Here is a 22,031-nt window from a genome sequence, read left to right as displayed (position 1 = left end):
CGGCCAGCGCTGCGCACCGAGAACCCGCAGATGAACTGCCCGTCCCCCGCGAGCCCGCCACGGCCGGCCGCACCTCGTCCCATCGCGCGCCGCGCCGGAGCCGGCGCGACGATGCCGGCCTGACTTCACCGATTCACTCGACACTGGACCTACCATGACCATGCGCAAGCTGCCCGTCACGATCGTCACGGGCTTTCTCGGCAGCGGCAAGACCACGCTGATGCGCCACATCCTGCAACATGCCGAAGGCCGCCGCATCGCGGTGATCGTCAACGAATTCGGCGAGCTCGGCATCGACGGCGAAATCCTGCGCGGCTGCGGAATCGGCTGCGACGACGCGCAGGACGAAGCGTCGGGCCAGCTCTACGAGCTCGCGAACGGCTGCCTGTGCTGCACCGTGCAGGAAGAGTTCTATCCGGTGATGGAAGCGCTCGTCGAACGGCGCGCGGACATCGATCACGTGCTGATCGAGACGTCGGGCCTCGCGCTGCCGAAGCCGCTCGTGCAGGCGTTCAACTGGCCGACGATCCGCAACAGCTTCACGGTCGACGCGGTGGTCACCGTCGTCGACGGGCCGGCCGCCGCGAACGGCCAGTTCGCGGAAAACCCGCAGGCCGTCGACGCACAGCGCCGCGCCGACCCGAACCTCGATCACGAATCGCCGCTGCACGAACTGTTCGCCGACCAGTTGTCGGCCGCGGATCTGGTGATCGTGAACAAAGCCGATCTCGTGGCTGCCGCCCAGTTCGAGCAGATCGAAACCGCGATCCGCGACGAAATCCCGCCGCAGGTGAAGATCGTGCGCGCGACGCGCGGCGAACTCGATCTGGCGATGCTGCTCGGGCTCGAATCGGCGTCGGAGGACACGATCCATCTGCGCCACGATCATCACGGCTCGGCCGACGACGGGGACCACGACCACCATCACGACGACTTCGACTCGGTCGTCGTGAGCGGCGACGCCGGCTCGCGCGACGCGACGATCGCCGCGCTGCAGCAGCTCGTCGAGACGCATACGATCTATCGCGCGAAGGGGTTCGCCGCGCTGCCCGATGCGCCGATGCGGCTCGTGATCCAGGGCGTCGGCCGTCGTTTCGACAGCTATTTCGACCGTCGCTGGCAGGACGGCGAAACGCGGGCGAGCCGCTTCGTGCTGATTGGCGAGGATCTCGATGCGGCCGCGCTGCAGCGCGCGTTCGACGCTGCGTGCGCGGCTGCGCTGCAGCAGGCGTAACGCGCGATGCATCTGCTGCGCACCACGCCGGGCGGCTTCGTCGACGATACGCAGGGCGTCGTGCGGATCGACCAGCAACCGGCCGACATCGTGATCCTGAGCTCGGCCGACACGACGCTGTCGCTGCTCGCGAGCGTCGTGCCGCGGCTGCCGGCCGGTTTCCCGAGCGTGCGGCTCGCGAACGTCACGTTCCTGCGGCAGCCGGCGTCGGTCGACTTCTACGTCGACGACGTGCTGCGCCACGCGAAGACGGTCGTGATCGACCATCTCGGCGGCGAGGCGTACTGGCCGTACGGGATCGAGCAGGCCGTGTCGCTCGCGTCGAAGCAGCGACAGCAGCTCGCGATGTTCTCGGGCGATCTTCAGGAAGATCCGAACCTCGTCGCGAAAAGCACGGTCGCGCCCGGGCTGTGCCGGCTGTGGTGGCGCTACCTGCGTGAAGGCGGCGTGCACAACGCCGAGGCGCTGCTGCGCAGCATCGCGTTCCATACGCGCGGATTCGGCGACGAACCCGCGCCGCCGCGCCCGCTGCCGGCCGCCGCGCTGTATCACCCGGTGCGCGATCCAGCCGGCATCGACGACTGGCTGCCGCGCTGGACGCCCGGCGCACCGGTCGTCGCGATCCTGTTCTATCGCGCGCACTGGCAGGCCGCGAACACGGCCGTGTTCGACGCGCTGGCCGATGCGCTCGTCGAGCAGGGACTGAATCCGCTGCCGATCGCGGTAACGTCGCTGAAGGATGCGGTGAGCCGCGACGTGATCGCGCAACTGTGCGACACGCACGAGGTCGCGCTCGTGCTGAACACCACCGCGTTCGCGGCGGGCGCGATCGACGACCCGGAGCCGAACGTGCTGGCCGGCGACGCGCCCGTGCTGCAGGTGATCCTGTCCGGCGGCAACCGCGACGCGTGGCTGGCCGACAACCAGGGGCTGCACGCGCGCGACATCGCGATGCACGTCGCGCTGCCCGAGGTCGACGGGCGCATCGTCACGCGCGCGGTGAGCTTCAAGGGGCTTGCATATCGCTGCCCGCATACCGAGGTCGACGTCGTGCGCTACCAGCCCGACGCCGAGCGGATCGCGTTCGTCGCGGCGCTCGCGCGCGGCTGGTGCCGGCTGCGCACGCTCGACCACGCGGACAAACGCATCGCGCTGATCCTCGCGAACTATCCGCAAAGCGAAGGGCGCATCGGCAACGGCGTCGGGCTCGACACGCCGGCATCCGCGCTGCGCGTGCTCGCGGCGCTGCGCGAGGCGGGCTACGCGCTGCCCGACCTGCCGCCCGACGGCGACGCGCTGATTGCGCAGCTGACCGAGGGCGTGACCAACGACCCGGCCGTGCACGCGCTGCGCCCGGCCTTCCAGAGTTACGCGCTGGCCGATTACCGCGCGCGTTTCGCGCAGTTGCCGGCATCCGTGCGCGACGCGCTGAACCGGCGCTGGGGGCCGCCCGAGGCCGACCCGACGCTGCGCCACGGGCGCTTCACGATCGCCGGCTGGCGCGCGGGCCATGTGTTCGTCGGCATCCAGCCGCCGCGCTCGCGCGACGAGAACGACTATGCGAGCTACCACGACGCGGAGCTGGTGCCGCCGCATGCGTATCTCGCGTTCTACTTCTGGTTGCGCGACGTGTTCCGCATCGACGCGGTGATCCACCTCGGCAAGCACGGCAACCTCGAATGGCTGCCGGGCAAGAGCGTCGCGCTGTCCGACGCATGCTGGCCGGACCTGACGCTCGGACCGCTGCCGCACCTGTATCCGTTCATCGTCAACGATCCGGGCGAGGGCAGCCAGGCGAAGCGGCGTGCGCAGGCGGTGATCGTCGATCACCTGATGCCGCCGCTCACGCGCGCCGAAAACTACGGGCCGTTGCAGGACCTCGAACGGCAGGTCGACGAATACTACGAGGCGCTGATGGTCGATGCGCGGCGCGCAAAGCTGCTGCGCAGGACGATCCTCGCGACGATCGCCGAACACCGGCTGCACGACGAGCTGAGCGTATCGCCGCCGCGCGACGCGGGCGACGAGGACGCGCTGCTCACGCGCGTCGACGCGTGGCTGTGCGAGCTGAAGGAAGCGCAGATCCGCGACGGGCTGCACGTGTTCGGCGCGTCGCCGGCCGGTCGCCAGCGGCGCGATACGCTGCTCGCGCTCGCGCGCTTTCCGGTCGGCGACGGCAAAGGCGCGAACGCGGGACTGATCGCGGCGCTCGCGCGCGACCTCGCGCTCGGCGACGACTTCGATCCGCTCGCGGCCGACTGGGCCGCGCCGTGGAGCGGCCCGCGCCCCGACGTGCTGCAGGCACTCGATGCATCGCCGTGGCGACACGCGGGCGATACGCGCGAGCGGCTCGAACGTCTGGCGCAACAGTGGCTCGACCGCCTGTGCGCGGATGCGTCCGGCGACGCGCCCGCGGCACCGCCTGGCGCATGGCCGCATACGCTGCCGGTGATCGAACGCATCCGCGCGACGCTGATGCCGGCGCTCGACGCGTGCGGCCGCGAGGAAATGCGTCAGCTGCTGCGCGGCCTCGACGGCCGCTTCGTGCCGCCGGGGCCGAGCGGTTCGCCGTCGCGCGGCCGCCCGGACGTGCTGCCGACCGGCCGCAATTTCTATTCGGTCGACACGCGCGCGGTGCCGACTCAGGCCGCATGGTCGCTCGGGCTGAAATCCGCGCAGCAGCTGATCGAGCGCCATCTGCAGGACCACGGCGACTATCCGCGCGCGATCGGCCTGTCCGTCTGGGGCACCGCGACGATGCGCACCGGCGGCGACGACATCGCGCAGGCGTTCGCGCTGCTCGGCGTGCGGCCGAAATGGGCGCACGGCAGCCATCGCGTGACCGACTTCGAGATCCTGCCGATCGAGATCTTCGACCGGCCGCGCATCGACGTGACGCTGCGCGTGTCGGGCTTTTTCCGCGACGCGTTCCCGAACCTGATGCATCTGTTCGACGCGGCCGTGCAGGCCGTCGCGGCGCTCGACGAGCCCGAGCACCTGAACCCGGTGCGCGCGCGCATCGAGCGCGAACGGGACCGGTGGATCGCGCAGGGCGTGCCGGCCGACGACGCGCGGCGCCGCGCGGGCTGGCGCGTGTTCGGCGCGCGGCCGGGCAGCTACGGTGCGGGCCTGCAGGACCTGATCGACCAGCGCCGCTGGCAGACCGATGCGGATCTGGCCGACACGTATCGGCAGTGGGGCGGTTACGCGTATGCGCAGAACAGCGCGGGCGACGCCGCGCCCGACGTGTTCGGCGCGCGGCTCGCGGCGATCGACGTCGTCGTGCAGAACCAGGACAGCCGCGAGCACGACATCCTCGACTCGAACGACTACTACCAGTTCCAGGGCGGGATGACCGCGGCCGTGCGGCACCTGTCGGGTCGGCAGCCGAGTATCTATCACGGCGATCACGCAAACCCGGCCGCACCGAAGATGCGCACGCTGCGCGAGGAAATCGCGCGCGTGATCCGCTCGCGCGTCGTCAACCCGAAATGGCTCGACGGCGTGAAGCGCCACGGCTACAAGGGCGCGGCCGAAATGGCGGCGACCGTCGACTACCTGTACGGCTATGACGCGACCGCGCGCGTGCTGTCCGATCACCAGTACGCGCTGGTCGCCGACGCGTACCTGTTCGACGACGACACGCGCGCGTTTCTCGAACGGCACAACCCGCAGGCGCTGCACGGCATTTGCGAACGCTTCGTCGAGGCGATGCAGCGCGGGCTGTGGCAGCAGCCGGGCGGCTATCGCGCGCGCATCGAGGCGGTGTGGCTCGCGAGCGAACAACTTCAGGAAGGAGAGCGGCGATGACCGAGCCGACGATGCAACACGCCCGCGCGGGCCTGCCCGCAGTCTTTCCGTTTGCCGCGCTGGTCGCGCAGCAGCCGTTGCAGCAGGCGCTGCTGCTCGCCGCGATCGATCCGTCGCTCGGCGGCGTGCTCGTCAGCGGGCCGCGCGGCACCGCGAAATCGACCGCCGCGCGTGCGCTGGCGGAGCTGCTGCCGGAAGGCGCGTTCGTCACGCTGCCGCTGTCGGCGACCGACGAGCAGGTGACGGGCACGCTCGATCTCGCGCATGCGCTCGCGGAGAACGGCGTGCGCTTCCGCCCGGGCCTGCTTGCGCGCGCGCATCGCGGCGTGCTGTACGTCGACGAGGTGAACCTGCTCGCCGACGGCCTCGTCGATACGCTGCTCGACGTCGCCGCGAGCGGCGTGAACGTCGTCGAGCGCGATGGCGTGTCGCATGCGCACGATGCGCGCTTCGTGCTGGTCGGTACGATGAATCCCGAAGAAGGCGAGCTGCGCCCGCAACTGCTCGACCGCTTCGGGCTGATGGTCGAACTCGACAACTGCTTCGACGCCGCGCAGCGCGAACGCATCGTGAAGGCGCGCCTGGCGTTCGATCTCGATCCGCACGCGTTCCGCGCGCGCCACGCGGATGCGCAGGCCGCGCTCGGCGAGCAGATTCGCGCGGCGCGCGCACGGCTGCCCACGCTCGGTTTCGACGATGCCGTGCATGCGCGCGTCAGCGCGCTGTGCATCGACGCGGCCGTCGACGGGCTGCGCGCCGACCTCGTGATGCTGCGCGCCGCGCGCGCGCTCGCCGCGCTCGAACAGGCCGAAGCGGTGACGGTCGACCATGTCGAGCGTGTCGCGGAAGCCGTGCTGCGGCATCGGCGCCATGCGGGCGAGCCGCCCGCGTCCGGCGCATCGCAGCCCGACGGCGAACGCGACGAACGCGCAGCGGCGCACGCGCACGAAGCGGCGGCCCATACGTCGGGGCCGGCGCGAGGCGACGCAACGGAATCGGAGGCCGACTGGGGCTATCTGCCGCCCCAGCCGGCCGGCGTGCGCGACGTGAAGGGCGTGGTCCCGCTGCCGCTAAAAAAACGCTGAGCCATCGAGCCGGCGCCGCCGCGAACCCGGTTCGCGGTCCTCGATGGCATGCAGGCGCCGCCGCGCGTGTGCCGGGCATCGTGCGCGCGGGCACGGCCGTCGCGTGGCCCGCGACGCTCGCCGTGAAGCGGGCCGGGCCGCTGCAGGCCGCACATCTGCGTTTCCGGAAACGGGCGGGCGCGCCGCGCACGCTGCATTGCTTCGTGCTCGACTGTTCGGCGTCGATGCTGTCGCACGACCGGCTCGCGCTCGCGAAGGGGCTGCTCGTCGCGTACTTCGACGAGGCCGCGCGCACACGGGCCGAGACGGCGCTGATCTGTTTCGGCGGCAACGGCGCAGCGCGGCGCTTCGGCCCGGCCGTGCCGCGCTGGTGGAACGCGCGCTGGCTCGATCCGGTGGCAGGCGGTGGCGGCACGCCGCTCGCGGACGGCATTGCGGCCGCCGCGCAATTGCTCGCGCGCGACGCGCGGCGCGATCCGGACAAGCAGCGCTGGCTGTGGGTGCTGTCCGACGGCCGTACGCGCGACACGCCGGCGAAGCCCGCGGCGGCCGATCATGTCGTGTTCGTCGACTTCGACGACGCAGCCGTGCGGATCGGGCAGGGCGCACGGCTCGCGCGCGCGTGGGGCGCGCAGTGGGTGACGGCCGATGCGCTTTGCGCGGAGGTGGGCGGCTGAACGCGGGCGAATGGATCGGTTCGCGCGCGAGGCCGATGCGCGGCGTACGCTATGATCGCCGCTCGTCTTCAATGGAAATTCCGCCATGCAAGTGCTCGTCGATGCCGACGCGTGTCCCGCCGTCATCAAGGAGATGCTGTTTCGCGCCGCGCGGCGCACCGAGATCTGCGTGACGCTGGTCGCGAACCAGTTTCTGCGTACGCCGCCGTCGCCGTTCATTCGCGCGCTGCAGGTGCCGGCCGGCTTCGACGCGGCCGACGCGCGGATCGTCGAGTTGGCCGCGACGGGCGACCTCGTGATCACGGCCGACATTCCGCTGGCCGCGGCCGTGCTCGACAAGGGCGCATTCGCGCTCGATCCGCGCGGAAACTGGTTCAGCCGCGACAACATCGAAGAACGTCTGTCGACGCGCGCGATGATGGATCAGCTGCGCAGCGCCGGCATCGACACCGGCGGCCCCGCGCCGTTCAGCGCACGCGACGGCAACGCGTTCGCGGCGCAGCTCGACCGATTTCTCGCGCGGCGCCGCGGGCCGTAACGCGACGGTGCCGCGCGCGCGGCCGGCGCCGTCGGCGTTGTGACGCGATATTTTCGTACGCTGCTGCCCGCGCCGCGACGATGCGCCATGGCGCCGATGCTGCTATCGTGACGAGTTCGATCATCCTGTGGAGGGCGCGCGTGTCACCGACTCAACTTCTCGTTCCGACGTTCAGCCAGCTGCTGCGCGCGCAATCCACGTGGCTCGACAAGGCGGTCGCGCACTGGCGCGCGACCGGCGGCGATCCCGATGCGCTGATGACGCTGAAGCTCGCGCCCGACATGTATCCGCTTGCCGCCCAGGTCCGGTTCTCGTGTTTTCAGGCGATGGAGCCCGTGCACCGGCTGCGCGGCGAGCCGCTGCCGGAACCGCTGCTCGCGTTGCGGCAGGCCGGCTGGCATGCCGATGCACAGCCGGGCTCGCTCGGCGATGCGCAGGGAATCCTCGCGGGCACGCTCGCGTTTCTCGGCGAACTCGCACCGGATGCGCTCGACGGCGGAGCCGCATCGCCGATCGCGCTCGAACTGCCGAACGGCATTGCGTTCGACATGACAGGCGAGCAATACGCGCGCGACTGGGCGCTGCCGCAGTTCTACTTCCACGCGATTACGGCTTACGCGATCCTGCGCCATCACGGCGTCGATCTCGGCAAGGCCGATTACGTGCCGCACATGCTGGCCTATGTGCGGCCGGGCACGATTCCGCAGGGGTGAGACGGAGCAGCAGGCGATCCGGCGGCGGTAACACGGAGCAGTGATGCAGGCAGGGATACGCTGCATGCGTCGATCGGGTGAGTTTCGGCCGCCGCATGAGAACTCGATCGGCAACGCGATCTTCGTGGAACTCGCTCGCGAGCGGCGCGCAGTGCCCACACGCTCAAACCGTCGAATCCTCCGGCAACCCGCTGAGCAGGTCGAGCCGCAGCAGTTCGACGATCTTGCGCGTCGGCACGCTCGTATGCAGCGTCTCGAGCCGCTCGATCGCAAACCACTTGCAGCGGACGATCTCGTTGCTCGCGCGCGGGATCAGTTGCTTCGGCACGTCGGCGACGAACACATGGTGCAGTTTCATCAGCCCGCCGAACTGCACCGCATAGTGCAGCGCCAGCCCTTCCAGCCGCGTTTCCTCCGCCAGCTCGCGCTGCGCGGCCTCCAGCGGGGTTTCTCCTCTCCGGATCGTGCCGCCCGGCAGCGCCCAGCGCGACGCGGTGCGGGCGACCAGCAGCACGCTGCTGCGCTGGCGGCAAACGATCGTGGCTCTTTCCTTGACAGTGTCCGGCCCGGTACTCATGTTCGGTAAAACAGGTGCTCAAGCGTGGAAAAAATTGCGCATCGGCCGGGCGTCGCCGATCCGATGATCGAAAACCGATCGGCATGAACGGTGACGCGGCATGCAGGCAGCCGCGCCGATCTTACCCACCGTTTATGACAGTTCCGTGCGTCGGGGCGCGCAACGCGCGTGCCGTCACGAACGCGTGTAGAGCCCGCCGCGCGTCGGTTTCACATGCCGCGCATGGCGCCGTTTGTGAACCGCGTGTCGGTGCGGGCGCGCAGGCGGCGCCACATGCCGGCGCGCAGGCGCGGGGCGGGCCGTGGGTGCGCCTGCCTGCGGCGCGGCCTGTCCTTCGCCGAAGTGGAAAGTCTGGGTCTGTGCGTGTCCGACGCCCAGTGTCGACGCCAGCATGACGGCAGCCAGCAGCATGCGTTTCATGAAATCTCCGCTTGTCTCGAGGGGAACGTTTTTTCGCCAGCTTAACGAACGGCGGGACGTCGCCGCAACCGCCACGTAACCGAGGCGGGGCAGCCGGCGTTCCGGTACCGCGCGCGATGCCGGGGCGGGCACATCCGGGCTTGACAATAAAATTCTCGTACATGAATATAAATTCACACACAAGAATTATTCGTCGAGGCCGGAACGGCGTGCCGCAGCACCGCCGTCCGGCATCACCGGCGATCCGATCCACCGGAAGCAGGAGCGAGACGCATGACGGAACACGAGCAGCAGGGCGCGCTGGCGGGATTGCGCATCATCGATCTGTCGCGGGTGCTGGGCGGCCCGTACGCGACGCAGATCCTCGCCGACCACGGCGCGGAAGTGATCAAGGTCGAGCCGCCGTCCGGCGACGAGACGCGTACCTGGGGCCCGCCGTTCGACGGCGATACCGCGTCGTACTTCCTCGGCGTGAATCGCAACAAGCTCGGCGTCGCGCTCGACCTGACGCAGCCCGCCGATCGCGAGCGGCTGCTCGCGCTGCTCGAGCATGCCGACGCGATCGTCGAGAACTTCCGGATCGGCACGATGGAGCGCTGGGGCCTCGGCTTCGACACGCTGCACGCGCGCTTCCCGCGGCTCGTCCATTGCCGCGTGTCGGGCTTCGGCGCGGACGGCCCGCTCGGCGGGCTGCCCGGCTACGATGCGGCCGTGCAGGCGCTGGCCGGGCTGATGAGCGTGAACGGCGAGGCGGGCGGTGCGCCGTTGCGCGTCGGCGTGCCGATCGTCGATCTGGTCACGGGTCTGAACGCGGCGCTCGGCGTGCTGATGGCGCTGCGCGAACGCGACCGCAGCGGCCGCGGCCAGTTCGTCGAAGCGACGCTGTTCGACTGCGCGCTGTCGATCCTGCATCCGCATACGCCGAACTACTTCCACTCGGGCCGGACGCCCGCGCGCACCGGCAACGCGCACCCGAACATCACGCCGTACGACAGCTTTCCGACGGCGAGCGTCGACGTGTTCCTCGCGGTCGGCAACAACGGCCAGTTCGCGGCGCTGTGCGACGTGCTCGGCACGCGCGACTGGCTCGACGATCCGCGCTTCGCCGACAATCGCGCGCGCAGCACGAACCGCGCCGCGCTGCGCGCGCTGCTCGAAGCGGCGCTGGCCCGACACGACGGCGCGGCGCTCGCCGAGCGGCTGATGCGCAGCGGCGTGCCGTGCGCGCCGGTGCTCGGGCTCGACGCGGCGCTCGATCACCCGCATGTCGCGCATCGTGCGATGAAAGTCGAGCTGGGCGCGCACCGCGGCATCGCGTCGCCGATCAAGCTCGGCCGCACGCCGGCCACGTACCGGCGGCCGCCGCCCGCGCTGAACGAACACGCGGCGCAGGTATTCGCCGACCACGACACGCATCCGGACTGACCGCCATTGCGCATTACGGCGCCCGGCGGCGCTGCACCGGCGCGCATGCCGCGCCGCATTCCGACACCTTGCCGGTCCCGCGCGCGATGCGCGGCCGGCGCAACAGGAGACGCATCATGCTCGCTTGGATCGGCGCGATCGCCATCGTCGCGCTGTTCGGCCTGATCATCACGAAGCGGCTGTCGCCGCTCGTCGCGCTGATCGTCGTGCCGGTAGCCGCGTCGCTCGCGGCCGGTTTCGGCTTGACGACCGGCAAGTTCATCGTGCACGGCGTGCAGAACATCGGGCCGATCGCCGGCATGTTCGTTTTTGCGATTCTATTTTTCGGGATCCTCACCGATGCGGGGATGCTCGACCCGATCATCGCCGGCGTGCTGCGCGTGATCGGCTGCCATCCGCCGCGCATCGTGGTGGGCTCGGCACTGCTCGCGCTGCTGATCCACCTGGACGGTTCGGGCGCGGTGACGTTCCTCGTCACGCTGCCCGCGATGATGCCGCTCTATACGCGGCTCGGGATGGACCGCCGGATCCTCGCATGCGTCGCGTCGATGGCGGCCGGCGTCAACTTCCTGCCGTGGGTCGGGCCGATGCTGCGCGCCTCGGCGGCGCTGCATATCCCGGGTTCCGCGATCTTCATGCCGATGATCCCGGTGCAACTCGTCGGGCTCGCGTTCGTGTTCGGCACCGCGTGGGTGCTCGGCGTGCGCGAGGCGAAGCGGCTCGGGCTCGACCGCGCGGGCGCGGCCTCGATGGCGATCGCGCCGCGCGAGCTGAGCGACGCCGAACGTGCGCTGCGCCGCCCCGACCGCTTCGCGGTGAACCTCGTGCTGACGCTGGTCGTGCTCGTCACGCTGGTGTCGGGCATCGTCGATCCGATGGTGATGTTCATGCTCGGCACGGTCGCCGCGCTCGTGATCAATTATCCGGACGTGCAGGCGCAGCGCGAGCGCATCGACGCGCATGCGAAGGCCGCACTGATGATGGCCAGCGTGCTGCTCGCGGCGGGCGCGTTCACCGGCATCATGTCCGGCACCGGGATGCTGAAGGCGATGGCCGAGGTCGTCGTCGCGCACGTGCCGGTCGAGCATGCGCGCCACATGCCGTTCGTGCTCGGGCTGCTGTCGATGCCGCTCAGCCTGCTGTTCGATCCCGATTCGTTCTATTTCGGCGTGCTGCCGGTGCTCGCGGAAAGCGCGAAGCTGCTCGGCGTGCCGCCGATCCAGATGGCGCAGGCCGCGCTGCTCGGCCAGATGACGACCGGCTTTCCGGTGAGCCCGCTGACGCCCGCGACGTTCCTGATCGTCGGCCTGACCGGCGTCGAGCTTGCCGAGCACCAGAAATTCACGATTCCGTTCCTGTTCGCCGCCACCGTGCTGATGGTGTTCGCCGCGGTCGCGACGGGCGTGTTTCCGTTATGAGCGGCGCGGCCGCTCGCGTTTCCCGGGAGAGCAGTCCATGCAGTTCGACCTGACCGACGACCAGCGCGCAATCGAAAGCGCGATCGAGAAAATCTGCGCGCGCTTCGGCGACGAATACTGGCTCGAGCGCGATCGCGCAGGCGGGTTTCCCGACGACTTCCACGCGGCGCTCGCCGAGGCCGGCTGGCTCGGCATCGCGATGGACCCGGCGTACGGCGGCGCCGGGCTCGGCATGACCGAGGCCGCGCTGATGATGCGCACCATCAGCGCATCGGGCGCGGGCCTGTCGGGCGCGTCGGCCGTGCATATGAACATCTTCGGGCTGAATCCCGTGCAGGTGTTCGGCAGCGATGCGCAGAAGGCGCGCTTCCTGCCGCCGCTGATCGCCGGGCGCGACAAGGCGTGCTTCGCGGTGACCGAGCCCGACGCGGGCCTCGACACGACGCACCTGAGCACGCAGGCGCGCCGCGACGGCGACCACTACGTGCTGAGCGGCCGCAAGATCTGGATCTCGACCGCGCAGGTCGCGAACCGGATGCTGATCATCGCGCGCACGACGCCGCTCGACCAGGTCGCCCGGCCGACCGACGGGTTGAGCCTGTTCTATACCGAACTCGACCGCGCGCACGTCGAGGTGCGCGAGATCGAGAAAATGGGCCGCAAGGCGGTCGATTCGAACATGCTGTTCATCGACAACCTGCGCGTGCCGCGCGACGACCTGATCGGCAACGAAGGCGAAGGCTTCCGCTATCTGCTGCACGGGCTGAATCCCGAGCGGATCCTGATCGCAGCCGAAGCGATCGGGCTCGGGCAGGCCGCGCTGCGCCGCGCGACGCAGTATGCGCAGGAACGCGTCGTGTTCGGCCGGCCGATCGGGCAGAACCAGGCGATCCAGCATCCGCTCGCGCAGGCATGGATGCAGCTCGAGGCCGCGTGGCTGATGGTGATGAAGGCGGCGACGCGCTACGACGCCGGGCAGCCGTGCGGCGCGGAGGCGAACGCCGCGAAATACCTCGGCGCGGAAGCGGCGTTCCAGGCCTGCCAGACGGCCGTCGCGACGCACGGCGGGATGGGCTACGCGAAGGAATACCACGTCGAGCGCTACCTGCGCGAGTGTATGATTCCGAGGCTCGCGCCCGTGAGCCCGCAACTGATCCTGTGCTACATCGCGGAAAAGGTGCTCGGGCTGCCGAAGTCGTACTGACCGTACCGACGCGGCGGCCGTTGCGGCGCGCGAATTCCCGTTCCGTTTCAAGCGCTCGTCATGGACGTCAAACTCGTTGCCCGCACGCTCGACCTGTTCGAGCTGTTCGCCGCCGAACGGCGGCCGCTGCCGCTCACCGAACTCGCGCGCCTGCTGAACGTGCCGGCGTCGAGCTGCCTCGCGATGGCGCGCACGCTGGTCAGCCGCGGCTATCTGTACGAAGTGCGCAAGCGCGGCGGCTACTATCCGACGCGGCGTTTGCAGACGATCGCCGCCGCGATCGACGCAACCGATCCGGTCGTCGACATGGTGCATCCGCATCTCGTCGCGCTGCGCGACGCGAGCCGCGAGACGGCCGTGCTCGGCAAGATCCAGGGCACGTCGGTCACGTATCTCGACGTCGTCGAGTCGGAGCAGGCGATCCGCTATACGCGCCAGCCGGGCGAACTGCGCCCGCTGCATGCGAACTCGATCGGCAAGGCGATCTTCGCGGAGCTGCCGGCCGACGCGCAGCAGACGCTCGGCGCGCAACTGTCGTTCGAGCGCTTCACCGACGCGACCGTGCACGACCTGCCGGCGCTCGTCGCGCAGACCGCGCCGTTTCGCGAACAGGGCTGGGCCGAGAATTTCGGCGAAAGCGCGCCCGAACTGTCGGCGCTCGCGGTCGCGCTGCCGCTCGACGGCGACTGGTACGGGCTGTCGGTGGTCGGCCCGACCGAGCGGATTCGCCAGCATCGCAATGCGCATGCGGCACTGCTCGTCGACGCGAAGGCGCGGCTGCTGGCCGAACAGGCGCGCGCGTAGCGCGCCCGGAGCCGGCGAAAGCCGCGTTCAGCGATACCAGCGCGGCGTATAGACCCATTCGCGCCCGTCGCCGATCGCGAAACGCCGCGTCGTCGACGAGCCGACGATCACCATCGTGCGCATGTCGACCTGGTCGCTGCGCAGCGCGCCGAGCGTCGTCGTCGCGAGCGTCGCGCCGGGCCGGCCGATGTCGCGGCCGAGAACGACGACCGTGTTCGCCGTGCGATGCGCGCGCACGATCTCGAGCGCGCGGTCGAGCTGCCACGGTCGCGCGCGCGAGATCGGGTTGTAGAACGCCATCACGAGATCGGCCTCGGCGGCATGCCGCAGGCGCGTCTCGATCACGTCCCACGGCTTCAGGTTGTCCGACAGCGAGATCGCGCAGAAGTCGTGGCCGAGCGGCGCGCCGGCCTGCGCGGCGGTCGCGAGCGACGCCGAGATGCCGGGCTCGATGCGCAGGTCGACCGTCGCCCAGTGCGGGTCGCGCGTGTCGTCGAGCGCTTCGAGCACGGCCGCGGCCATCGCGAACACGCCCGGATCGCCCGACGACACGACCGCGATGCGCCGACCTTCGGCCGCGAGTTCGAACGCGTGGCGCGCCCGTTGCATTTCCTCGCGATTGTCGGTGCCGTGCACGCGCTGGTCCGCGCGGAACGGGCCGGCCATGTCCACGTAGGTCGTGTAGCCGAGAATGTCGGTCGCATCGGCGAGCGCCGCGCGAGCAGCGGGCGTCAGCCACGCACTGCCGCCGGGGCCGAGACCGAGCACGGTGAGGCGGCCGCGCGCACGACCGAGCGTGGCGGGATCGACCGGATGCGGCGCGACCGCGCATGCGAGGCCGTTCGATGCGCCGCGCATCGTATGCGGCACGCGAAGGGCGCGGGCGAGCAGGGCGGCGGCCTGCGTGCCGGGCGTATCGGACGTTTCGGTATCGGCTTCGTCCCGCGTGTCGGGATCGACGAAGCGCAGCGCAACGTGCAGCGCTTGCGCGGCCTCTTCAAGCGCCGCGTCGCCGATCGCCGACGCCGGCGCGACAATCGCCGCGAGCGCCGGCCGTGCGAGCCCGTGCGCATCGAGCAGCGCTTCGATCCGCGCGGCCAGCGGCTCGGCCGCCTGCGCGGCCGGCATGTCGACGCCGACCACCACGCTGCGCGGATGAATCACCAGTTCGTCGCGCGCGCCGCGCCATGCGTCGGCGCTCACGCGAATCGCATGCGTGGCCGCCGCGTCGCGCGGCAGCGCGACGTCGTCGAGCCACGGCGCCGCACCGTCGATGCGCGTCGACGCGCCTGCCAGCAGATCGGACACGAAGCGCTTGCCTTGCGCGAGATCGGCGAGCGCATAGCCGTCCGGCGGATTGAGCACGCAGGCGCCGAAACGCAGTTCGCCGCTCGTCGTGATCGCCGGTGCGATGCCCAGTTGCGCGGCGATCTCGCGCGCGATCGCGTTGACGCCCGTCAGCCCGCCGAGCAGCGGCACGACGGCCGAGCCGTCCTCGGCGACCGCCAGCACCGGCGGCTCGACGCCCTTGTCGGCCAGCGCGGGCGCGATGCAGCGAATCACGATGCCGGCCGCGCACAGCGCGACGATCGGCAGCCCGCGCGCATAGAGTTCGCGCAGATGCGCGCCGAGTTCGTCGAACGGCACGTCGGCGGCGACGCGCGACGCGAGCCCGTGCACCTGCGCGCCCGGATAACGGGCCTGGATGCGGCGCGCGGTGTCGAGTGCGCCCGCGCCGAGGATCACGATCGCGGGCGGCGTGGTCATCCTTGCCATTTTTCCCCCGGCACGACCAGCAGCGAGAAATACGGCGACGCCATCGGATCGACTTCGTCGAGCGGCACGATGCGCTGGTTCGCCATCGTCGCGCGCTCGACGTACCGTGCGCGTGCGGCGAGGCCCAGCTCGTCGAGCACGCGCCGCACCTTGTCGAAGTTGCGGCCGAGCTTCATCACGACGGCCGCGTCGGCCTGCGCGAGACGCGTGCGCAGTTCGTGCTCCGGCAGCACGCCGGACAGCACCGACAGGCTCTGGTTGCGATAGACGAGCGGCTGGCCGAGCACGGCCGTGCCGCCGAGCATCGCGCACACGCCCGGCACCACCTCGGTGTCGTAGCGCGGCGCGAGGCGGTCGTGCAGATACATGTACGACCCGTAGAAGAACGGATCGCCTTCGCAGATCACCGCGACGTCGCGCCCCGCGTCGAGGTGCGACGCGACGATCTCGGCCGCCGTGTCGTAGAAATCGGCGATCACGTTTTCGTAGCAGAGCGGCGGCGGCAGCGCCTCGGTCGTCACCGGATAGACGAGCGGCAATTGCAGCTGCGCGTCGTGCAGGTGCGCCTCGACGATGCCGTACGCATTGCCTTTCTTGCCCTTCGCGACGAAATACGCGACCACCGGCGCGGCCTGCAGCATGCGCACCGCCTTCAGCGTCATCAACTCGGGGTCGCCGGGGCCGACGCCGATCCCGAACAGGCGTCCGCGCGCGGCCGTCATTCGGCCTCCGTCGCGAGCGCGTTGACCGCGGCGGCGGCCATCGCACTGCCGCCGCGCCGGCCGAGCAGCGCGACATACGGCACGCCGCGGCTGTCCTGGTCGAGCAGCGCCTTCGATTCGGCCGCGCCGATGAAGCCGACCGGGAAACCGAGGATCAGCGCGGGGCGCGGCGCGCCGGCGTCGATCATGTCGAGCAGATGGAACAGCGCGGTCGGCGCGTTGCCGATCACGACGACGCTGCCCGCGAGGTGCGGGCGCCACAGCTCGAGCGCGGCGGCCGACCGCGTGTTGCCGAGGTGGCGCGCGAGATCGGGCACCTCGGGCTCGTTGAGCGTGCAGAGCACGCGGTTGCCGGCCGGCAGGCGCGTGCGCGTGATGCCTTCCGCGACCATCTTCGCGTCGCACAGGATCGGCGCGCCGGCCGCGAGTGCTTCTCGGCCCAGCGTGCCGGCGCCGGCCGAGAAGCGCAGGTCGTAGACGACGTCGACCATGCCGCACGCGTGAATCACGCGCACCGCGAGTTTCTCGAGATCGGGCGGGATCCGCGACAGGTCGGCTTCGGCGCGGATCGTCGCGAACGACTGGCGGTAGATTTCCTGCCCGTCGCGAATATAGTCAAGCATCGGTGGTGTCCTGGCTGGGCCGCGCGCGCGTCAGTGCCGCCGCGGCCTGGTCAATCGTCAGATGGCGCGCCAGCGGGGCGCCGCGCCCCGCGGTGGCATCGCGCCGGTACAAGTCGTAATGCGCGGGCGCGACCGCGACGAGCGTGTGCGTCGCCGGATGCGGCAGCGCGCAGTGGCGCTCGCAGCCGCTCAGGTGCGCGTCGATCGGCCAGCCGATGCGGGCGGCCAGCGCGAGCGCGTCGCGTTTGGTATCGGCGCGCGCCTTCGCGCAGCCCGTGCTGCCGGTGCAGGCGACCAGCGTCGCCAGCGGATCGGACGGCGCGCACACGAGGCCGAGCGCGGCGAATTCGTCGAGCACGGCCGGCGCGCGTGCCGCTGCGACGCCGTGGACGAACACGCCTTGCCACGGCGTCATCGACAGCGTGCCGTCGCCGTTGGCTTCGGCGCAGGCGGCGAGCCGGTCGAGTTGCGCCGCGTCGAGCCGTCCGAGCGCGAACTGCGCGCCGACGCTGCAGCGGCCTGCGTCGAGCGACGCGCGCGCGCCGAAGCGCAGCGCGGCATCGGAGGGCGGGCGACGCCAGCCGGCCAGCGCCGGATCGGCGACCAGCGGAAACGGCAGGTAGCGCCGCGCGCGTTCGAGCAGCGCGGCTTCGCCGCAGGTCGCCAGCAGCGCGCGCATGCGCGTGACGTCGGCCGGCGCGAGATCGAGGAAGGCGAGCAGCAGCGCGCGCACGAGCGGGACGGTCTGCTCGGGCGACACATCGATCGACGCGGGCGCGTCGCGCTGCGCGACCGGCGGGCATCCGGCGAGCCCGGCCGCGATGCGCACGTCGCCGTCCGCGCGACGCCACGCGGCGAGCCAGATATCGTGCGGATGATCGAGCGCCGCGACCGATTCGCCGCCGTCGAGCTGGATCGAGAATTTCGGCGACAGTTCGCCGCGCCGCGGCTCGTTCGCGAGCATCCGCAACAGCGGTGCCGCGAGCGCGCGGCTGTCGAGCCATGCGGCCGGATCGTGTCCGGCGAGCGGGCTGAGCATCAGGTTGCGCGCGTCGTCGCTGGCGGCGAGCGCAGCCGCATCGTCGGCGTCGACCTGCGGGCCGAGCCCGGCGTCGAGCAGTGCACGGGTCAGCGCCGCGGACACGTCGTCGCGAATGCCGCGCAACTGCAGATTCGCGCGATTGGTCGCGTCGATCGCACCGGAGCCGTACGCGCGCGCGGCGTCGGCGATTGCGCGGGCCTGTGATGCGCGAAGCCGGCCGCCCGGCAGCTTGATCCGGCACAGTCCGCCGTCGGCGGCCGCGACCACGCGCACGAGCCCCGGACAGGCCGACGGGCGCACGACGGGCGATGCGGAAACGGAAACGGGGGCGGAACTCAAGAGGCACCGGGACAGTGTCGCGCCGCGGCCAACGCATCGGTACACCCCGCCCGATGCCGGCTGGCACGCACGCACTTTCTGGCCGGCAGGTCTCCTGGCTGACAGGTCGGCGCCGGCTCCCGGCCTTCCCGGTGAAACCAGTGGCGTGAGGGGGAGAACGGCTCGCTGTCTACAGTTGCGGGGGCAGCCACAGCAGCGCGATGCGCGCCCTGTGTTCCCTCTTCGGCCCCGAAGGGCACCGGCGAACGAACGCGCGTAGGATACCCGATTTCGCGGGCGGCTCGCGACCCGAAAACCGTGCGGCGGCACATGGGCGGCAGCGCCACCGTGCCGAAGCTGTCGTTCCGTCGTCGGGCAGCGCACGCCGTGCGCTCGTCGCGGCTGTTTCATCAGCCGAATCGACCGCGCGCTGAATCGCCGGCATGCGCAAGCGCCGTCCTGCCTGCCAGTGAAACGCGGAGTGGAACACGGTACTATCCCGTTTTTTGCGATGCGGGCCGGTACGCGGAGTATGCGGGCGGCAACGGGACGAACGAAGGGGAAAGGTGCATGACGGCATGGCTGACGGTGGTGGGCATCGGCGACGACGGCTTCGCGGGGCTCGGCCGTGCCGCACGCCGCGCGCTGCTCGACGCGACGCTCGTCGTCGGCGCGAAACGGCATCTCGACATGCTGCCGTCGCGACTTTCGGCCGCGCGCGAAGCGTGGCCGTCGCCGTTCGACCTGTCGGGCGTGCTCGCGCGCCGCGGCACGCCCGTTTGCGTGCTTGCAAGCGGCGACCCGATGCTGTTCGGCGTCGGCGCGACGCTGGCGCGCCAGCTTGACGCCGACGAATGGCGCGTGCTGCCCGCGCCGTCGTCGCTGTCGCTCGCGGCCGCGCGCCTCGGCTGGGCGTTGCAGGAGGTCGGTGCGGTATCGCTGGTCGGCCGTCCGCTCGCGACGCTCGCGCGCCACCTGCTGCCGGGACGGCGCCTGTTCGTGCTGAGCGCCGACGGCCGCACGCCGGCCGCGGTCGCGGCGGAACTCGCCGCACGCGGCTTCGGGCCGACGCGGATCACCGTGTTCGAGCATCTCGGCGGCCCGCTCGAGCGGCGTCTCGACGGGCTCGCGCAGGACTGGGCCGTCGACGAGACGGCCGCGCTGAACCTCGTCGCGCTCGACTGCATGGCCGGCCCCGACGCGCCGCGCCGCGCGCTCACGCCCGGCCTGCCCGACGACGCCTATCGCCACGACGGCCAGCTGACCAAGCGCGACATGCGCGCGCTGACGCTCGCGCGTCTCGCGCCGGTGCCCGGCGAACTGCTGTGGGACGTCGGTGCCGGCAGTGGATCGATCGGCATCGAATGGATGCGCGCGCATCCGTCGTGCCATGCGATCGCGATCGAAGCGCATGCGGAGCGACAGCGCTTCATCGAACACAACCGCGATGCGCTCGGCGTGCCGGGCCTGCAGCTCGTCGCCGGCCGCGCGCCCGATGCGCTCGCGGGGCTCGCGGCGCCGGACGCGATCTTCATCGGCGGCGGCGCAACGGCGCCCGGTGTGCTCGACGCGTGCTGGGCGGCGCTGAAACCGGGCGGCCGGCTCGTCGCGAACGCGGTCACGCTGCAGGGCGAAGTCGCGCTCGCCGCGTGGCGCGACGCGCAGGGCGGCACGCTCACGCGCGTGTCGCTCGCACACGCCGAACCGCTCGGCCGCTTCGATACGTGGCGGCAGGCGCTGCCCGTCACGCTGTACGACGTACGCAAGCCCGACGCGGCCGACGCGCCGGCGCCGACATGATGCGCGACGAGACCCCCGAACAGCCTGCGCCGCTGCGCTTCGGCTACACGACCGGCAGCTGCGCGACCGCGACGTCGCTCGCCGCCACGCGCCTGCTGCTCGCGGGCCGCGCGGACGACGCGGTCGAGATCGTGCTGCCGAAAGGACAGCGCGTGATGATGCGCCTCGAATTCTGCCGCGCCACGGCCGACGGCGCGGAGGCCGGCACGCTGAAGGACGCCGGCGACGATCCCGACGTCACGCACGGCGCGCTGATCTTCGCGCGCGTCGCGCTCACGACGCCGCCGGGCGTGTGCTTTCACGCGGGGCCGGGCGTCGGCACGGTCACGCGCGCCGGGCTCACGCTGCCGGTCGGCGAGCCGGCGATCAATCCGGTGCCGCGCCAGATGATCGCGACGCACCTCGATGCGCTTGCGGCCGAGCACGGTTACGCGGGCGGCTTCGACGTGACGATCGGCGTCGAGGGCGGCGAGGCGCTCGCGCTGAAGACGATGAACCCGCGCCTGGGCATCGTCGGCGGGCTGTCGATCCTCGGCACGACCGGCATCGTGCGGCCGTTCTCCTGTTCGGCGTATATCGCGTCGATCCACCAGGGCATCGACGTCGCGCGCGCCAACGGCATCACGCACGTCGCCGCCTGCACCGGCAACGCGAGCGAGGACGCGATGCGCGCGCACTACGGGCTGCCCGACATGGCGCTGATCGAGATGGGCGATTTCGCGGGCGCGGTACTGAAGCATCTGCGACGCGCGCCGGTCGCGCGGCTGTCGATGTGTGGCGGCTTCGGCAAGCTCAGCAAGCTCGCGGCCGGGCATCTCGACCTGCACAGCCGTCATTCGAGCATCGACCTGCCGCTGCTCGCGCAATGGGCGGCCGAAGCCGGCGCGAGCGATGCGCTGCAGAACGCGATGCGCGCCGCGAACACGAGCCAGGAAGCGCTGAAATTCGCCCAGGCCGACGGCGTGCCGCTCGGCGACATCGTCTGCGCGCATGCGTTGCGCGTCGCGCGCGACATCGTGCCGGCATCGGTCGCCGTCGAGATGTTCGCGATCGACCGTCACGGGCGTTTCGTCGGGGAGGCGCGATGAGCATGCGCATCCTGCTGCTCGGCGGCACCGGCGACGCGCTGAAGATCGCACGCGCGCTCGGCGCCGGCCATGTATACAGTCTCGCGGGCCTCGGCAAGGTGCCTGCCGATCTGCGCTGCGACGTGCGCGTCGGCGGCTTCGGCGGCGCAGCGGGGCTCGCCGCGTATCTGCGCGATGCCGGCATCGGCCTCGTGATCGACGCGACGCATCCGTACGCGGCGCGCATCAGCGCGAATGCGGCGGCCGCGGCCCGCGACGCCGGCGTGCCGCTGTGGGCGCTGCGCCGCGCGCCGTGGACGCCGCAACCCGGTGACGACTGGCGCACGGTCGACGACTGGGCCGGCATCGAGGCCGCGCTCGCGCCGTTCCGGCGGCCGCTGTTGACGCTCGGCCGAGAACCGCTCGCGCATCTCGACGCGATTCCGCCGCACCAGTTCTGGCTCGTGCGCTGCCTCGATCCGCATCCCGGCAACGCGCGCGCGCAGATCGTCGCCGCGCGCGGGCCGTTCACGCTCGACGGCGAACGTGCACTGTTCGCGCTCGCGGGCATCGACGTCGTCGTCAGCAAGAACAGCGGCGGTGCGGCGACCGAGGCGAAGCTCGAGGTTGCGCGCGAGCGCCGGCTGCCGGTCGTGATGCTGCGCCGGCCATTGCTGCCCGACGCCGATCGCACGTTCGATTCGGCCGCCGCACTGCTCGACGCACTCGATCCAGCCGCGCGCGCATGACGCGGCCGGCCAACGCATTGACGGAGTTT

The 22,031-nt window shown here is 71.1% G+C and carries 19 protein-coding genes and 1 riboswitch; of the genes, 13 read left to right on the top strand and 6 right to left on the bottom strand.

Translation table 11 applies throughout. The features are described from left to right. The first annotated feature begins 154 nt into the window (after positions 1 to 154). The 6 genes from cobW to BST28156_RS26595 all read left to right on the top strand — a co-directional run bounded on the left by cobW (position 155) and on the right by BST28156_RS26595 (position 8,057). Positions 155 to 1,234, top strand: coding sequence for a cobalamin biosynthesis protein CobW (gene cobW / locus BST28156_RS26620; protein WP_174903771.1), 1,080 nt, complete (start codon positions 155 to 157; stop codon positions 1,232 to 1,234). Positions 1,235 to 1,240: 6 nt separating this feature from the next. Further along, positions 1,241 to 5,044, top strand: a complete 3,804-nt coding sequence (gene cobN / locus BST28156_RS26615) for a cobaltochelatase subunit CobN (protein WP_174903770.1) — start codon at positions 1,241 to 1,243, stop codon at positions 5,042 to 5,044. Further along, positions 5,041 to 6,129 carry a magnesium chelatase ATPase subunit I gene (locus BST28156_RS26610; protein ID WP_174903769.1) on the top strand — a complete coding sequence of 363 codons (1,089 nt, stop codon included), beginning with the start codon at positions 5,041 to 5,043 and terminating at the stop codon, positions 6,127 to 6,129. The genes cobN and BST28156_RS26610 overlap by 4 nt, the downstream gene beginning before the upstream one ends. Positions 6,130 to 6,197: 68 nt before the next feature. Continuing rightward, entirely contained in the window at positions 6,198 to 6,806 is a 609-nt protein-coding gene (locus BST28156_RS26605) for a vWA domain-containing protein (protein ID WP_174903768.1), read from the top strand. 85 nt (positions 6,807 to 6,891) lie between these two features. Continuing rightward, positions 6,892 to 7,344, top strand: a complete 453-nt coding sequence (locus tag BST28156_RS26600; RefSeq protein WP_174903767.1) for a YaiI/YqxD family protein — start codon at positions 6,892 to 6,894, stop codon at positions 7,342 to 7,344. Between the two features lie 80 nt (positions 7,345 to 7,424). After that, positions 7,425 to 8,057, top strand: a complete 633-nt coding sequence (locus BST28156_RS26595; protein WP_060243942.1) for a DUF1993 domain-containing protein — start codon at positions 7,425 to 7,427, stop codon at positions 8,055 to 8,057. Positions 8,058 to 8,220: 163 nt separating this feature from the next. On the opposite strand, the gene BST28156_RS26590 is transcribed toward BST28156_RS26595, so the two are convergent. Together BST28156_RS26590 and BST28156_RS26585 are read right to left on the bottom strand one after the other, a co-directional pair. Then, on the bottom strand, positions 8,221 to 8,634 hold the full coding sequence (locus tag BST28156_RS26590) for an NUDIX hydrolase (RefSeq protein ID WP_060243946.1): 414 nt from the start codon (positions 8,632 to 8,634) through the stop codon (positions 8,221 to 8,223). A 174-nt stretch (positions 8,635 to 8,808) separates the two neighbouring features. After that, on the bottom strand, positions 8,809 to 9,054 hold the full coding sequence (locus BST28156_RS26585) for a hypothetical protein (RefSeq protein WP_174903766.1): 246 nt from the start codon (positions 9,052 to 9,054) through the stop codon (positions 8,809 to 8,811). Positions 9,055 to 9,327: 273 nt separating this feature from the next. Between BST28156_RS26585 and BST28156_RS26580 the strand changes: the two genes are divergently transcribed. The 4 genes from BST28156_RS26580 to BST28156_RS26565 all read left to right on the top strand — a co-directional run bounded on the left by BST28156_RS26580 (position 9,328) and on the right by BST28156_RS26565 (position 13,905). Continuing rightward, positions 9,328 to 10,479 carry a CaiB/BaiF CoA transferase family protein gene (locus BST28156_RS26580; protein ID WP_174903765.1) on the top strand — a complete coding sequence of 384 codons (1,152 nt, stop codon included), beginning with the start codon at positions 9,328 to 9,330 and terminating at the stop codon, positions 10,477 to 10,479. Between the two features lie 116 nt (positions 10,480 to 10,595). After that, positions 10,596 to 11,897 (top strand): CitMHS family transporter, encoded by a 1,302-nt coding sequence (locus BST28156_RS26575; protein WP_040127413.1) that lies wholly within the window; start codon positions 10,596 to 10,598, stop codon positions 11,895 to 11,897. A 37-nt stretch (positions 11,898 to 11,934) separates the two neighbouring features. Then, positions 11,935 to 13,101 carry an acyl-CoA dehydrogenase family protein gene (locus BST28156_RS26570; protein WP_060243950.1) on the top strand — a complete coding sequence of 389 codons (1,167 nt, stop codon included), beginning with the start codon at positions 11,935 to 11,937 and terminating at the stop codon, positions 13,099 to 13,101. A 60-nt stretch (positions 13,102 to 13,161) separates the two neighbouring features. Continuing rightward, positions 13,162 to 13,905: an IclR family transcriptional regulator gene (locus tag BST28156_RS26565; protein ID WP_174903764.1), complete on the top strand. Its 744-nt coding sequence runs from the start codon at positions 13,162 to 13,164 to the stop codon at positions 13,903 to 13,905. A gap of 27 nt (positions 13,906 to 13,932) precedes the next feature. On the opposite strand, the gene cobJ is transcribed toward BST28156_RS26565, so the two are convergent. The 4 genes from cobJ to cobG are packed head-to-tail and all read right to left on the bottom strand — an operon-like array spanning position 13,933 to position 18,407. Continuing rightward, complete coding sequence (cobJ, locus tag BST28156_RS26560) at positions 13,933 to 15,672, bottom strand: precorrin-3B C(17)-methyltransferase (RefSeq protein ID WP_174903763.1); 1,740 nt, start codon at positions 15,670 to 15,672, stop codon at positions 13,933 to 13,935. After that, on the bottom strand, positions 15,669 to 16,403 hold the full coding sequence (locus tag BST28156_RS26555) for a precorrin-2 C(20)-methyltransferase (protein ID WP_174903762.1): 735 nt from the start codon (positions 16,401 to 16,403) through the stop codon (positions 15,669 to 15,671). Before BST28156_RS26555 ends, cobJ begins: the two co-directional genes overlap by 4 nt. Beyond that, on the bottom strand, positions 16,400 to 17,026 hold the full coding sequence (locus BST28156_RS26550; protein ID WP_174903761.1) for a precorrin-8X methylmutase: 627 nt from the start codon (positions 17,024 to 17,026) through the stop codon (positions 16,400 to 16,402). Before BST28156_RS26550 ends, BST28156_RS26555 begins: the two co-directional genes overlap by 4 nt. Then, positions 17,019 to 18,407 (bottom strand): precorrin-3B synthase, encoded by a 1,389-nt coding sequence (gene cobG, locus BST28156_RS26545; protein ID WP_254596426.1) that lies wholly within the window; start codon positions 18,405 to 18,407, stop codon positions 17,019 to 17,021. Before cobG ends, BST28156_RS26550 begins: the two co-directional genes overlap by 8 nt. 67 nt (positions 18,408 to 18,474) lie before the next feature. Continuing rightward, a riboswitch (cobalamin riboswitch) is annotated at positions 18,475 to 18,665 on the bottom strand. 291 nt (positions 18,666 to 18,956) lie between these two features. Here cobG and cbiE point away from each other — a divergent pair. The 3 genes from cbiE to BST28156_RS26530 are packed head-to-tail and all read left to right on the top strand — an operon-like array spanning position 18,957 to position 22,002. Further along, a complete protein-coding gene (gene cbiE / locus BST28156_RS26540; protein ID WP_174903759.1) occupies positions 18,957 to 20,186 on the top strand; it encodes a precorrin-6y C5,15-methyltransferase (decarboxylating) subunit CbiE in 1,230 nt (409 codons plus the stop codon). Further along, the gene (locus BST28156_RS26535; RefSeq protein WP_174903786.1) at positions 20,186 to 21,274 is read left to right on the top strand and encodes a cobalt-precorrin-5B (C(1))-methyltransferase; all 1,089 of its coding nucleotides are present in this window, start codon (positions 20,186 to 20,188) and stop codon (positions 21,272 to 21,274) included. The genes cbiE and BST28156_RS26535 overlap by 1 nt, the downstream gene beginning before the upstream one ends. Next, positions 21,271 to 22,002, top strand: a complete 732-nt coding sequence (locus BST28156_RS26530) for a cobalt-precorrin-6A reductase (RefSeq protein WP_174903758.1) — start codon at positions 21,271 to 21,273, stop codon at positions 22,000 to 22,002. Before BST28156_RS26535 ends, BST28156_RS26530 begins: the two co-directional genes overlap by 4 nt. Positions 22,003 to 22,031 lie beyond the last annotated feature (29 nt).

This window comes from Burkholderia pseudomultivorans, assembly GCF_902499075.1.
In the GTDB taxonomy this organism is placed as follows: domain Bacteria; phylum Pseudomonadota; class Gammaproteobacteria; order Burkholderiales; family Burkholderiaceae; genus Burkholderia; species Burkholderia pseudomultivorans.
This window is presented reverse-complemented; position numbering and strand designations above follow the sequence as displayed.

Coding starts and splice junctions, on each gene's coding strand:
- cobW (WP_174903771.1), top strand. CDS start 155: ATGACCATGCGCAAGCTGCCCGTCACGATCGTCACGGGCTTTCTCGGC.
- cobN (WP_174903770.1), top strand. CDS start 1,241: ATGCATCTGCTGCGCACCACGCCGGGCGGCTTCGTCGACGATACGCAG.
- BST28156_RS26610 (WP_174903769.1), top strand. CDS start 5,041: ATGACCGAGCCGACGATGCAACACGCCCGCGCGGGCCTGCCCGCAGTC.
- BST28156_RS26600 (WP_174903767.1), top strand. CDS start 6,892: ATGCAAGTGCTCGTCGATGCCGACGCGTGTCCCGCCGTCATCAAGGAG.
- BST28156_RS26595 (WP_060243942.1), top strand. CDS start 7,425: ATGCGCCATGGCGCCGATGCTGCTATCGTGACGAGTTCGATCATCCTG.
- BST28156_RS26590 (WP_060243946.1), bottom strand. CDS start 8,634: ATGAGTACCGGGCCGGACACTGTCAAGGAAAGAGCCACGATCGTTTGC.
- BST28156_RS26585 (WP_174903766.1), bottom strand. CDS start 9,054: ATGAAACGCATGCTGCTGGCTGCCGTCATGCTGGCGTCGACACTGGGC.
- BST28156_RS26580 (WP_174903765.1), top strand. CDS start 9,328: ATGACGGAACACGAGCAGCAGGGCGCGCTGGCGGGATTGCGCATCATC.
- BST28156_RS26575 (WP_040127413.1), top strand. CDS start 10,596: ATGCTCGCTTGGATCGGCGCGATCGCCATCGTCGCGCTGTTCGGCCTG.
- BST28156_RS26570 (WP_060243950.1), top strand. CDS start 11,935: ATGCAGTTCGACCTGACCGACGACCAGCGCGCAATCGAAAGCGCGATC.
- BST28156_RS26565 (WP_174903764.1), top strand. CDS start 13,162: ATGGACGTCAAACTCGTTGCCCGCACGCTCGACCTGTTCGAGCTGTTC.
- cobJ (WP_174903763.1), bottom strand. CDS start 15,672: ATGACCACGCCGCCCGCGATCGTGATCCTCGGCGCGGGCGCACTCGAC.
- BST28156_RS26555 (WP_174903762.1), bottom strand. CDS start 16,403: ATGACGGCCGCGCGCGGACGCCTGTTCGGGATCGGCGTCGGCCCCGGC.
- BST28156_RS26550 (WP_174903761.1), bottom strand. CDS start 17,026: ATGCTTGACTATATTCGCGACGGGCAGGAAATCTACCGCCAGTCGTTC.
- cbiE (WP_174903759.1), top strand. CDS start 18,957: ATGACGGCATGGCTGACGGTGGTGGGCATCGGCGACGACGGCTTCGCG.
- BST28156_RS26535 (WP_174903786.1), top strand. CDS start 20,186: ATGCGCGACGAGACCCCCGAACAGCCTGCGCCGCTGCGCTTCGGCTAC.
- BST28156_RS26530 (WP_174903758.1), top strand. CDS start 21,271: ATGAGCATGCGCATCCTGCTGCTCGGCGGCACCGGCGACGCGCTGAAG.